This is a genomic window from Cellulomonas septica (assembly GCF_012396155.1).
GTDB classification, from domain to species: domain Bacteria; phylum Actinomycetota; class Actinomycetes; order Actinomycetales; family Cellulomonadaceae; genus Cellulomonas; species Cellulomonas septica.
The window spans coordinates 1-11,336 of the sequence record NZ_JAAXOY010000037.1; the positions used below are offsets into that span (position 1 = coordinate 1).

The 11,336-nt window shown below is 73.6% G+C and carries 14 protein-coding genes and 1 pseudogene; 3 read left to right on the top strand and 12 right to left on the bottom strand.

The genetic code is table 11. The features are described from left to right. Positions 1–1,024, bottom strand: a 1,024-nt coding sequence (locus HGA02_RS20725) for an aminotransferase class V-fold PLP-dependent enzyme (protein WP_168677518.1), incomplete at its 3' end; no start/stop codon positions are given. 128 nt (positions 1,025–1,152) lie between these two features. Here HGA02_RS20725 and HGA02_RS03180 point away from each other — a divergent pair. Beyond that, positions 1,153–1,617, top strand: coding sequence for a VanZ family protein (locus HGA02_RS03180; RefSeq protein ID WP_168677520.1), 465 nt, complete (start codon positions 1,153–1,155; stop codon positions 1,615–1,617). Between the two features lie 7 nt (positions 1,618–1,624). On the opposite strand, the gene HGA02_RS03185 is transcribed toward HGA02_RS03180, so the two are convergent. Further along, entirely contained in the window at positions 1,625–3,124 is a 1,500-nt protein-coding gene (locus tag HGA02_RS03185; RefSeq protein WP_168677523.1) for an NCS2 family permease, read from the bottom strand. A 134-nt stretch (positions 3,125–3,258) separates the two neighbouring features. On the opposite strand from HGA02_RS03185, the gene HGA02_RS03190 reads away from it, so the two are divergent. Next, complete coding sequence (locus HGA02_RS03190; RefSeq protein WP_343035245.1) at positions 3,259–3,864, top strand: arsenate reductase/protein-tyrosine-phosphatase family protein; 606 nt, start codon at positions 3,259–3,261, stop codon at positions 3,862–3,864. A gap of 9 nt (positions 3,865–3,873) precedes the next feature. Beyond that, entirely contained in the window at positions 3,874–4,131 is a 258-nt protein-coding gene (locus HGA02_RS03195) for a DUF2530 domain-containing protein (protein WP_168677527.1), read from the top strand. 6 nt (positions 4,132–4,137) lie between these two features. Here HGA02_RS03195 and HGA02_RS03200 read toward each other — a convergent pair whose 3' ends face one another. The 10 genes and pseudogenes from HGA02_RS03200 to HGA02_RS03245 form a co-directional block, all read right to left on the bottom strand. Continuing rightward, complete coding sequence (locus HGA02_RS03200; protein WP_168677529.1) at positions 4,138–4,626, bottom strand: hypothetical protein; 489 nt, start codon at positions 4,624–4,626, stop codon at positions 4,138–4,140. Then, positions 4,623–4,985, bottom strand: a complete 363-nt coding sequence (locus tag HGA02_RS03205; protein ID WP_124342396.1) for a response regulator — start codon at positions 4,983–4,985, stop codon at positions 4,623–4,625. The genes HGA02_RS03200 and HGA02_RS03205 overlap by 4 nt, the downstream gene beginning before the upstream one ends. Before the next feature lie 76 nt (positions 4,986–5,061). Next, positions 5,062–5,529, bottom strand: coding sequence for a chemotaxis protein CheX (locus tag HGA02_RS03210; protein ID WP_124342397.1), 468 nt, complete (start codon positions 5,527–5,529; stop codon positions 5,062–5,064). Continuing rightward, positions 5,526–5,909, bottom strand: coding sequence for a response regulator (locus HGA02_RS03215; protein ID WP_124342398.1), 384 nt, complete (start codon positions 5,907–5,909; stop codon positions 5,526–5,528). Before HGA02_RS03215 ends, HGA02_RS03210 begins: the two co-directional genes overlap by 4 nt. After that, on the bottom strand, positions 5,906–6,844 hold the full coding sequence (locus tag HGA02_RS03220; RefSeq protein WP_168677531.1) for a CheR family methyltransferase: 939 nt from the start codon (positions 6,842–6,844) through the stop codon (positions 5,906–5,908). Before HGA02_RS03220 ends, HGA02_RS03215 begins: the two co-directional genes overlap by 4 nt. Continuing rightward, a complete protein-coding gene (locus tag HGA02_RS03225) occupies positions 6,841–8,202 on the bottom strand; it encodes a chemotaxis protein CheB (RefSeq protein ID WP_168677533.1) in 1,362 nt (453 codons plus the stop codon). The genes HGA02_RS03220 and HGA02_RS03225 overlap by 4 nt, the downstream gene beginning before the upstream one ends. Beyond that, a complete protein-coding gene (locus HGA02_RS03230; protein WP_168677535.1) occupies positions 8,199–9,665 on the bottom strand; it encodes an APC family permease in 1,467 nt (488 codons plus the stop codon). The genes HGA02_RS03225 and HGA02_RS03230 overlap by 4 nt, the downstream gene beginning before the upstream one ends. 156 nt (positions 9,666–9,821) lie before the next feature. Beyond that, positions 9,822–9,971 (bottom strand): annotated as a pseudogene (locus HGA02_RS03235) (homoserine kinase); the annotation flags it as partial. A gap of 7 nt (positions 9,972–9,978) precedes the next feature. Continuing rightward, complete coding sequence (gene thrC, locus HGA02_RS03240) at positions 9,979–11,070, bottom strand: threonine synthase (RefSeq protein WP_168677537.1); 1,092 nt, start codon at positions 11,068–11,070, stop codon at positions 9,979–9,981. Further along, positions 11,070–11,336 (bottom strand): ACT domain-containing protein (locus HGA02_RS03245; RefSeq protein ID WP_168677539.1); only part of this gene is annotated, 267 nt, incomplete at its 5' end. The genes HGA02_RS03245 and thrC, both read right to left, overlap by 1 nt.

Here is an 11,336-nt window from a genome sequence, read left to right on the forward strand (position 1 = left end):
AGCCGCGTTCTCGCAACGGCTCGGGGTGTGCCGAAGTCCACCCCGCTCCCCCGCGCCGGATCGGCGTGCGGCTGGCACATTGGGCGGATGCTGATCTGGCCGGGACGCCCGCGCGTGCCTGGGCCCGGTGGTGCCGGCCGAGATCGACCGTGTACCCGCGACCCGGGCGCCCGTCGAGTGCGTCGAGCAGGTCGGCGCGCGCGGTGACGAACGACAGCCCGGGCATGCCCTCGAGGCACTTGTTCGACGTCCCCGCGAGCCAGTCGACGCCCTGCGCGGCGACGTCGACGTCCTCGCACCCGACGCTGCTCACGGCGTCGACGACCAGCGACCGGCCCGCGTCGGCGACGACGCGGGCGATGCCGGCCAGGTCGTTGAGCATCGCCGTGCTGGTCTCGTGGTGCACGAGCGTGACGTGCGTGACCTGCGGCTCCGTGGCGAGCCGGGCCGCGACGTCGCGGGCGTCGAGCGGACGTCCCCACGGCACCTCGAACCGGCGGACGGGGATGCCGTGCGACTGCGCGATCTGCCGCATGCGCTCGCCGTAGTGGCCGTTCTCGAGCGTGAGCACGACGCCGTCGGGCGGCACCGCGCTCGCGACGGCCGCCTCGACCGCGCCCGTCCCGGACGACGTGACCGCGAGCACCTCGGTCGCGATGACCGCACCCGTGGCCGCGTCGACGGCGGTCAGCGTGTAGGTGCCGGCCTGCGCGAGCGTCACGGTGAACGTCACGGACCCGGCGGCGTCGGTCGTCTTGGTGAGCGACTTGGTGCCGGCGATCGTGATCGCGCTGTCCGGGATCGACGCGGGCGCCGTGATGGTGAGCGTCACGGGTGTGTTCGGCGTGTGCTGGATGGTGAAGCTGAACGACTGCCCGGGCGCGGGCGTCGGGTCGGACACGGTCGCGACCACGCTCGGCGCGCGGTAGCCGTCGTCGCCCGGTGCTGCGGTCGCTGCGCTCCCTGCGGACAGGAGCAGGCCGCCCGCGACGAGCGCAGCGGCGATCAGGCGTCGAACGTTCATGTGAGCCCCCTCGGCTTCCCCCAGGCCGTCGGTGCCGCGCACGGACACGGCACCCGCGTTCGACGGTACAACTGCCCCAGGCATCTGGAAAGCGGTGCGCCGCCCGCACTCACGGCTAGCGTGACGGGATGCCGTCCTCCCCCGCCGCGCGACATCGCGTGCTCGTGGCGGCGCTCGTCGTGTACCTCGCGGGGGTCGCCCGGCTGACGCTGTGGCCCGAGCCCGCACCCGACGCGACGTTCGGCCTCGTCAGGACGGTCCTCGCGTGGCTCCAGGACCGTGGGCTCCCGGTGACGTACGCGGGCACCGAGGCGGTCGCGAACGTCGTGCTGTTCGTGCCGTTCGGCCTGCTCGTCGGCGTCCTGCTGCGGCGCCCGTGGTGGGCGGTGGCTCTCGGCGGGGCGACGTCGGCCGCCATCGAGCTCACGCAGCTCGTCGCGCTCCCGTCCCGTGTCCCCACCGTGCAGGACGTCGTCCTCAACACCCTCGGCACGGCTCTCGGCGTCGCGGCGCTGCTCGCGGCCCGCCGCGTCGCGCAGAAGCGGACGGGCCGGGCCCTCCCGGAGGAGGACCCGGCCCGTACCACCGGCTGAGCTGCGATCAGACGCCGAGGGCGTCCTTGATCGGGCCGAGCAGGAAGTACACGACGAACAGCGCGGCCGCGCCCCACATGAGCGGGTGCACGACCTTCGCCTTGCCGAGCGCGAGCTTGATGACGACGAACGCGATGACGCCCGCGCCCATGCCGACGGTGATCGAGTAGGCGAACGGCATGAGGACGATGGTGAGGAACGCGGGGATCGCGACCTCGAAGTTCTTCCAGTCGATGCCGCTGATCTGCATGACCATGAGGAAGCCGACGACGACGAGCGCCGGGGTCGCGGCCTCGAACGGGATGACGTCGACGAGCGGTGCGAGGAACGTCGCGAGCAGGAACGCGACGCCCGTGGTGATCGCGGCGAGGCCCGTGCGGGCACCGTCGCCGACGCCCGCGGCGGACTCGATGTACGACGTGTTGGACGAGACCGAGCCCGCACCACCGGCGGCCGCGGCGAGCGAGTCGACGATGAGGATCTGCTTGGTGCGCGGCGGGTTGCCGTCCTTGTCGAGCAGCCCGGCCTCGCCGCCGATGGCGACCATCGTGCCCATCGTGTCGAAGAAGTCGGCGAGCAGCAGCGAGAAGACCAGCAGGATCACCGCGACGGCGCCGATGCGCTCGAACGAGCCGAACAGCGAGAACTGGCCGAGCAGCGAGAAGTCGGGGGTCGCGACGACCTGGTCGGGGATCGCGGGGGTGTTGAGCTTCCAGCCGCCGGGGTTGCTGCCGTCGGGCGTCGACGGGCCGACCTTGGTGATGGCCTCGACGATGATCGACAGGACCGTGGCGGTCGCGATGGCGATGAGGATCGCGCCCTTGACCTTGCGGACCATGAGGACGATCGCGGTGATGAGGCCGACCGAGAACACGAGCAGCGGCCACGAGCCGAGCGAGCCGGCGATGCCGAGCTCGACGGGCGTCGCGAGGCTCGACGGGATCCGCACGAAGCCCGAGTCGACGAGGCCGATGAACGCGATGAACAGGCCGATGCCGACGGAGATCGCGGTCTTGAGCTCGACGGGGACCGCGCGGAACACGGCCTCGCGGAAACCGGTGAGGACGAGCACGAGGATGATGAGGCCCTCGAGCACGACGATGCCCATCGCGTCCGGCCACGTCATGCCGGGCAGGAACGCGATCGAGTAGGTGACGACGGCGTTGAGGCCGAGGCCCGCGGCGAGCGCGAGCGGGAAGTTCGCGACGGCGCCCATGAGGATCGACATGACGCCCGCGACCAGGGCGGTGGTCGCGGCGACCGCCGCGAGGTTCGGGGCGTCGCCGCCGCCGAGGAACGCACCGTTGCCGCCGTCCGACGCGACGGTGCCGATGATGAGCGGGTTGAGCACGATGATGTAGCTCATCGTGAAGAAGGTGACGAGACCGCCGCGGATCTCCGTGCCGATCGTCGAGCCGCGCTCGGTGATCTTGAAGTAGCGGTCGACCGCGTTGCGAGGTGGCGCCGGAGTCTCGTCCTGCGCGACGGGGGCGGAGGGGGAAGCCATGCGCAGATCGTAGGAGAACGATCGCGTCCGCATGGTGGTTCCCACCGTCCGCAACATGAACGTCACACAGTGACGAGCGCGACGCCCGCCCGGCGGTACCGGGCGGCGCACCCCCGCCGGGCATCATGGTCGCCGTGACCGTCGACCCCGCCGCGCCCGTGCGCGTCCTCACCGTCTGCACCGGCAACATCTGCCGCTCCCCCGCCGTCGAGCGGCTGCTCGCCGCGGGCACGGGCGGCGCGTTCCGGGGGGATGTGGCGACGGGAGGGATCGAGGTCGCGTCGGCCGGCACGCGTGCCGTCGTCGGGTCCGCGATGAGCCCGCAGATGGCGGCCCTGGTCGCGGGCCGCGGGCTGGTCGCCGACCGGTTCGTCGCCCGGCAGCTCGACGCGACCGCCGTCCGGGAGGCCGACGTCGTGCTCGCGCTCACCCGCAGCCACCGGTCCGCGGTCGTCGAGCTCGTGCCCGCGGCGGTGCGCCGCACCTACACGCTGCGCGAGCTCGCCCGGCTGGCCCCGCTCGTCGACCCGGCGCAGCTCGACGCGGCCGGCCCCGCACCCGCCGACCGCCTGCGCGCGCTCGTGACGCTCGCCGCCGCGCAGCGCGGTCGCGTGCACGCGACGCCCGACGAGGACGACGTCGTCGACCCGATCGGCCAGTCGGACGCGCTCTACGCGCGCGTGTTCGACCAGATGGCGCAGGCCGTGGACGTGATCGTCGGCACCCTGCGCCGGTCGTAGGCTTCGCCCGTGCCGTCGCTCCTCGACCGGCTGCTGCGCCCCGAGCGCACGCCGCCCCCGCCCGTGCAGGTGGACCTCGCGCACGTGCTCCTCGTGGGCACCGGCGTGTGGGCGGCCGGGCTCGTCGTCTGCGCGGTCCTCGGCTGGACCGGCGTCACCGACTGGGTCCCCGCCGTGGTGTGCGCGACGGGCGTCGTGATCGGTCTGGGCGCGCTCGGGTGGGCCCGCCTGCGGCGACCGCAGACGGGCCCGACCACCGGGCGCTGACCGGCGTCAGACGACGACGAGCGAGAACCCGCCGCGGCCGTACCCGGCGACGTCGACCTCGAGGTCGCACCGCCGCATGAACGCCGGCACGTGCCGCGCGACGTCCGCGGGCAGCGGGTGACCGGGCTCGTAGACGACGTCGAGCCGGACGTGCGGCGCCCCCTCCGCGTTGAGCAGCGAGCCCAGCACGTTGAGGATCTCGCTCGCGTTCTCGAGCAGGCCCGCGGGCAGCCCGCCGTGGTTCACGGCCTGCTGCGCCATCTTCACCGGGACCAGCCCGAGCGCCCCGCCGAGGTACGCGGCGGCGGCGACGTCGAGCAGGACGAGCGCGGCGACCTGCTGGGTGTCGTCGAGGTACACGCCGACCAGGCAGCCGTCACCCTTGGCGGGGTCCTGGCTCGTCGCACCCGTGAGCACGTCGACCTCGCGGCCGACGAGGCTCTCGAGCAGGTCGCGGACCTCGACGGCACCGGCCAGCGGGGTCTGCGCGCTCATGCCAGCACCGGCTCGATGACCTCGCGGAACGACTCCGCGGTGAACGGCTTGGCGATGAGGAACAGCGCGCCGGCGGCGTCCGCGGTGGCCCGCATCTCGGGCGAGCCCTCGGACGTGACGAACCCGAACGGCGTCTCGAAGCCCTCGGCGCGCAGCGCCTCGAGCAGCTCGATGCCGGACACGTTCGGCATGTTCCAGTCCGACAGGACGACGTCGGGCTCGTCGGCGCGGACGGCCGCGAGGGCTTCCGCACCGTCGGACGCCTCGCGCACGTCCCAGTCGTAACCCGCCTGCCGGAGCGTGCGGATCACGATCTGGCGCATGACGCGGCTGTCGTCGACGACGAGGACGCGGATCATGATCGGTTCCTTCCTTCGGTGCGGCGCCGCGGGACGGTCGGCGCGGCGGTCGTGCCAGGGACGGTGGGGACGGGGCTCACTGCCCGCCCCCGGTCAGGAGCACCCAGAGCTCCACGACGATCGGGCGGCCACGCCACGACAGCGCGAGCTCCTGGACGCGGAGCGCGCCCTCGAGCAGCGGCACGGTGTCGGCGACGGCCGGCAGGCCGAGCTTGGCGGCGTCGGGCATGAGCGCCTTGATGTTGCCGCCGACGACGTTGGCGAGCTCGCCGAACGCGTCGACGAGGTCCTCGTGCGAGACCTCCTCGTCGGCCGGCAGGCCGAGCAGCGCGCGGGCCAGGTCGTGCGCCGTCGCGGTCGCGGTCGTGAGCACCGCGCGGCCGCTCAGCTCGCCGAACAGGTCGACCCACGCGTGCACGGGCTCCTCGACGGCGGGCGTCTCGCCCTCCCAGGCGTTCAGGTGCCCGTCCTCGCCGTCGATCATCGACGCGAACACGTCACGGGCGATGAGCAGGACCTGGTCGGTCGCGACGTCGGTGCTCATGCGGTCTCCTCCACGGGGACGAGGCCGAGCAGGTCGAGCTTCGCCCGCAGCTCCTCGGCGGTGAACGGCTTGATCAGGTACTCGTGCGCGCCTGCCGCGAGCGCGCGCACGATCTGGGACTGCTCGGCCTCGGTCGTGACCATCATGAGCGTCACGCCGCGCCACTCGCGGTTCTTGCGGACGTGCGTGACCAGCTCGAGCCCGTCCATGACGGGCATGTTCCAGTCGACGGTGACGAGGTCCACGGCGCCCTCCTGCTGGAGGGCGTCGAGGGCCTCCTGGCCGTCGGCGGCCTGGGTCGTCGAGAACCCGAGCCCTTCCAGGACGTTCGCGACGATGCGGCGCATCGTCCGCGAGTCGTCGACCACGAGTGCTCTCATCGGCTCTCTCCTCGGACGCTGTCGGACAGCGGGACGGCGGCGACGCGCGCGGACGGCACGACACCGAGGGGGGCTATCGGCGCGGGCGCGAACGACCGCAGGGTGGGCGTGAGCAGGCTGGGGACGGCGGCGGCCCGGTAGACCGCGCCGCGCTCGACGGGCACTCGCTCCCAGCCGTCGTCGAGGCCGATCGTCGTCTCGGCCGCACCCAGGACGAGGAACCCGCCCGGGCGCATGGCCGCGAGGACGCGGTCGAGCACGGCCTGCTTGACGGGCAGGTCGAAGTAGATGAGGACGTTGCGCAGGAACACCACGTCGAAGCCCCCGCCGAACGGCGGCGCGTCGAGCAGGTTGTGCCGCAGGAAGGTCACCTGCCGGCGGAGGTGGTCGCGCACGCGCCAGCCGGTGCCGTCGGCCTCGAAGTGCCGCACGAGCATCGGCGTCGGCAGGCCGCGGTTGGTCTCGAGCCGCGAGTAGACGCCCTGCGACGCGCGGTCGAGCACGGTCGCGTTGATGTCGGTCGCGACGATCTCGACGGCCGTGTCCGGCACCGCGTCGGCGAGCGTCATCGCGATCGAGTACGGCTCCTGCCCGGTCGAGCAGGCGGCCGACCACACGCGCAGCCGCGGCAGGCTGCCGCCCTCGCCGCGCAGCGCGGGCACGACGTGCTCGGCGAGCGCGCGGAACGGCGCGCCGTCCCGGAAGAACGACGTCTCGTTGGTCGTGAGGGCGTCGACGACCGCGCGGACGTCGGCCTCGCGCTCGCCGGTGCGCAGCTCGCGCACGTAGGTGTCGACGCGGGTGTGCCCGGCCCGCTGCGCGAGCGGCTGGAGCCGGGACTCCACGAGGTACTCCTTGCCCGCGTCGAGGTTGATGCCGGCGCGTCGTGCCACCAGCTCCGCGACGTAGGCGAAGGCGTCGGGGGCGAGGCTCATCGGTGCGCTCCGGTGGTGTCGGCGGCGGCGTGGGTGAGGACGTCCTCCACGGCCGCGGGGATCTGGTCGACGGGCAGCACGCGGTGCGCGAGCCCGGCGGTGGCGACGGCTCCGGGCATGCCCCAGACGACGCTCGACGGCTGGTCCTGCACGAGGACGGTCCCGCCCGCGCCGACGACGTCGACGCAGCCCTGGCGGCCGTCGACGCCCATGCCGGTGAGGACCACGCCGAGCAGCTCGCCGCGCACGGCGCGCACGGCGGAGCGGAACAGGACGTCGGCCGCGGGCCGGCAGAAGTTGATCGGCGGCGAGTCGTCGAGCGCGGTGCGCAGCATCCCAGTACGGGTGTCGACGCCGAGATGCCGGTCGCCGGGCGCGATGTACACGTGCCCGGGCTCGAGCGGCTCGTCGTCGCCCGCCTCCACGACCGTCGCGGGACCGACGCGGTCGAGCCGCGCCGCGAGCTGCCGCGTGAACACGGGCGGCATGTGCTGCACGACCAGGACGGGCACGGGCGAGTGGCGCACGAGCTTGGTCGCGCGCGTGCCCAGGAACACCGCGCGCAGGGCGCCCGCGCTCGACGACCCGACGATGAGCAGCTCGTTCGGCTGCCAGTCGAGACGGTCCATCGCGTCGGCCCAGCTCGTCCCGACGGGCGCGACCGTCTCGACGTCGGGCCCCAGGCCGAGCGCACGCTGCGCGTCGAGCATCTGGTCGCGCCACTGCGCGGACACCTCGGCCTCGACGTCGAACCCGACCTCCGGCGGGAACATCGTCGGGGTGCGGACGCCGAACGACGCGACCCGCAGGCCGACGTCGATCGAGCGCGTGAGGGCGGCCGCCCAGCGCACCGACTCCTCCCCCGCAGCTCCGGGCCCGAACGCGGCCGTCAGTCGGTGCACGGGCACGTCGAGCGGTCCTGCGCCCGGCACGGCGGCGGCCCGGTAGCCGCGGGGCGCGAGCGCGACGGGGACGCGCGACGAGTGCAGCAGGTAGTCCGCGGTCGACCCGACGACGACGTGCCCGAGCCCGCCGTCGGGCGACGATCCGAGGACGAGCGCGGTCGCGTCCGCCTCGACGGCGACCTGGACGAGGGCGCGGGCGACGGACCGGGCGGGCACGGTGACGAACTCGACCTGCATGCCCGACGCGCGTTCCGCAGCCCACGAACGGGCGGCGTCCTGGGCGCGTGCGAGACGCTCGTCGACCCCGCGGGCGTCGTCGCGCGGCGGGACGACGGTCGCGACGACGAGGACGAACACGCCCGAGCGCTCGGGCAGGGTGCGCGCGAGGTTCGCGCCGAGCTCGAGCGCGCCGCGCGCGTCCCCGAACGGCTGCGCGCCGACGACGATGGTCATCGCGGTCGCTCCTCGCCGACGGGCAGCCCGGCCTCCACGGCACGGTTCAGCAGCGAGTGGTGACGCCCCCACAGGAAGTAGAAGAGGAGGACGACGGAGAGCCAGAGCAGGAACCAGGCGTACGTGTACCAGTGCAGGCCCGCGAGGATGTAGACGCAGGACGCGATCCCCAGCAACGGCGTGAGCGGGTACGCCGGGACGCGGAAGCCGCGCGGCAGGTCCGGCCGGGACCGGCGCAGGACGATCACGCCGACCGACACGACGATGAACGCGACGAGCGTGCCGATCGAGACCAGGTCCCACAGGTCGGAGAGCGGCACGAACCCCGCGAGCAGCCCCACCGCGCACGCGACCATGACGGTGTTCTGGACGGGTGTGTGCGTCCGCGGGTTCACGCGGGCGAACGCGCGCGGGAGCAGCCCGTCGCGGCCGACCGCGAACAGGATGCGCGTCTGCCCGTAGAGGGTCACGAGCGTGACGGAGAAGATCGACACGACCGCACCCGCGGAGAGCACCGTGCCCGGCCACGTCGAGCCGGTGACGTCCTGCAGCAGCCGCGCGAGGCCTGCCTCCGCCTGCTCCCGGTCGCCGAACTCCTGCCAGGGCTGCGCGCCGATCGCCGACACGGCGACCAGCAGGTAGATCGTCGTGACGATCGCGAGCGCGCCGAGGATCGCGCGCGGCATGGCGCGCTGCGGGTCGCGCACCTCGTCCCCGGCCGTCGACACCGCGTCGAGGCCGATGAACGTGAAGAAGATCGTGCCGGCGGCCATCGTGACGCCGGCAGCGCCGTGCGGGGAGAAGTCGGCGAAGTGGTCGGCGTCGAACGCGGTGAACGCGACCGCGACGAACAGGCCGAGCACCGCCAGCTTGATGACGACCATGACCGTGTTCACCCGGGCCGACTCGCTCGCTCCGCGTACCAGCAGCAGCGTGCACAGCGCGACGAGGACGAGCGCCGGCAGGTTGACGATCCCCGGGTCGTCGTCGAGCGGGCCCGCCGACAGCCACGCGGGCACGGTGAACCCGAAGAGGTTGTCGAGGAGCTGGTTGAGGTAGCCGCTCCAGCCGACCGAGACGGCGGCGGTCGACACCGCGTACTCGAGCACGAGGCACGCGGCGACGCCCATCGCGACGACCTCGCCGAGTGTGGCGTACGCGTACGAGTAGGTCGACCCCGACACGGGCACGGCGGACGCCATCTCGGCGTAGGACAGCGCGGACAGCCCGGCCGCGACCCCGGCGAGCACGAACGCCACGACCACGGCGGGCCCGGCGTCCGGCACGGCCTCGTGCATGACGAAGAAGACGCCGGTCCCGACCGTGGAACCGACGCCGAACATCATGAGGCTGAACGTGCTGAGGGACCGTCGCAGCCCTTCGGAGGACTCGCGGGTCGCGGCCGTGACGGGCTTGCGCCGCCAGAGCTGTGCCCGCAGCGAGTGCTGCTGGGTCGTCGTCATGCGCGTCTCCCCCGGTCCGAGGGCTGCCACGCTACGGAGCGCCGACCGTGGCGGCAACGGGGGCAGCGCGACGCGAGCGCGGCCCGGCGCGGGCGCGCAACCGCTGCGGCGCGTGCGCGCCCGTCAGACGGTCGCGTCCCGCAGCGTCCCCGAGTGCAGCTCGACCGTGACGCCCGGCGTGCCGAGTGCGCGGACCTCGAGCTCGTCGTGCAGCGTGAGCGCGACACCGAGCGCGTCGAACCCCGGACCGAGGTTGGCGCTCGTCGCGGGGACGCGGACGCGGACGTGGTCCGCACCCAGGCGCATGGCGGCCTCAGTCCAGGCCGAGCGCGGCGGCGATCGACACCACGTCCGCGGAGACGCGCACGGGCTCGACGTCGTGGCCCTCGGGGGTCTTGAGCGCCCACTGCGGGTCCTTGAGCCCGTGACCCGTCACCGTGATCGCGATGCGCGCGCCCGCGGGGACGCGACCCTGCTCGGCGAGCATGAGCAGCCCTGCGACCCCGGCGGCCGACGCGGGCTCGACGAACACGCCGACCTCGGCCGACAGGATGCGGTGCGCCGCGAGGATCTGCTGGTCCGTGACGGACTCGATGAGGCCGCCCGACACGTCGCGCGCCTCCTCCGCCTGCTGCCACGACGCGGGGTTGCCGATGCGGATCGCGGTCGCGATCGTCTCCGGCTGGTCGATCGGGAAGCCCTTGACGATCGGCGCGGCGCCGGCGGCCTGGAAGCCCCACATGACGGGCGTGCGCGACGCGACCGCGCCGTGCTTCTCGCCCGCGTCCAGGCCCGCGTACTCGCGGTAGCCCTTCCAGTACGCGGTGATGTTGCCTGCGTTGCCGACCGGCAGGACGTGGATGTCGGGGGCGTCGCCGAGCGCGTCGACGATCTCGAACGCGCCCGTCTTCTGGCCCTCGATGCGGTCCGGGTTGACGGAGTTCACCAGGTCGACCGGGTACGCCTCGGCGAGCTTGCGGGCCGCGACCAGGCAGTCGTCGAAGTTGCCGTCGACCTGCAGCAGCCGCGCGCCGTGCGCGATCGCCTGCGACAGCTTGCCCATCGCGATCTTGCCGTCCGGCACGAGCACCGCGCACACCATGCCCGCACGCGTCGCGTACGCCGCGGCCGAGGCGGACGTGTTGCCGGTCGACGCGCACACGACCGCCTTCGCGCCGCGGGCCGCCGACGCGGAGATCGCGGTCGTCATGCCGCGGTCCTTGAACGAGCCCGTCGGGTTCATGCCCTCGAACTTCACGTACACGTCCGCGCCCGAGCGCTCCGACAGCGCCGGCGCCGGGATCAGCGGCGTGCCGCCCTCCCCCAGCGTGACGACCTTCTCCTGGACGTGCGCGGGCAGGCGGTCGGCGTACTCGGCGATCACGCCGCGCCACTGGTGGGCCATCAGATTCCTTCGACTCGCAGGACGGACACGATGCTGCGGACCACGTCGAGGCCGGCGACGGCGTCGACGGTGGCCTGCAGGGCAGCGTCGGGGGCGGTGTGCGTCGTGATGACGAGGTGCGCGACCGCGCTGGTCGGGTCGCCGTCGCGCGCGGGCGTCTGGCGGACGGCCTCGATCGACACGTCGTGCGCCGCGAGCACCGCGGCGACGGTCGCCAGCACGCCGGGCCGGTCGGCGACCTCGAGCCGCACCTGGTAGCGCGTGCG

What these genes read in the sequence shown, in the direction of transcription:
- HGA02_RS03180 (WP_168677520.1), top strand. Translation starts at nt 1,153, where the DNA reads ATGCCGTCCTCCCCCGCCGCGCGACATCGCGTGCTCGTGGCGGCGCTC.
- HGA02_RS03185 (WP_168677523.1), bottom strand. Translation starts at nt 3,124, where the DNA reads ATGGCTTCCCCCTCCGCCCCCGTCGCGCAGGACGAGACTCCGGCGCCA.
- HGA02_RS03200 (WP_168677529.1), bottom strand. Translation starts at nt 4,626, where the DNA reads ATGAGCGCGCAGACCCCGCTGGCCGGTGCCGTCGAGGTCCGCGACCTG.
- HGA02_RS03205 (WP_124342396.1), bottom strand. Translation starts at nt 4,985, where the DNA reads ATGATCCGCGTCCTCGTCGTCGACGACAGCCGCGTCATGCGCCAGATC.
- HGA02_RS03210 (WP_124342397.1), bottom strand. Translation starts at nt 5,529, where the DNA reads ATGAGCACCGACGTCGCGACCGACCAGGTCCTGCTCATCGCCCGTGAC.
- HGA02_RS03215 (WP_124342398.1), bottom strand. Translation starts at nt 5,909, where the DNA reads ATGAGAGCACTCGTGGTCGACGACTCGCGGACGATGCGCCGCATCGTC.
- HGA02_RS03220 (WP_168677531.1), bottom strand. Translation starts at nt 6,844, where the DNA reads ATGAGCCTCGCCCCCGACGCCTTCGCCTACGTCGCGGAGCTGGTGGCA.
- HGA02_RS03225 (WP_168677533.1), bottom strand. Translation starts at nt 8,202, where the DNA reads ATGACCATCGTCGTCGGCGCGCAGCCGTTCGGGGACGCGCGCGGCGCG.
- HGA02_RS03230 (WP_168677535.1), bottom strand. Translation starts at nt 9,665, where the DNA reads ATGACGACGACCCAGCAGCACTCGCTGCGGGCACAGCTCTGGCGGCGC.
- thrC (WP_168677537.1), bottom strand. Translation starts at nt 11,070, where the DNA reads ATGGCCCACCAGTGGCGCGGCGTGATCGCCGAGTACGCCGACCGCCTG.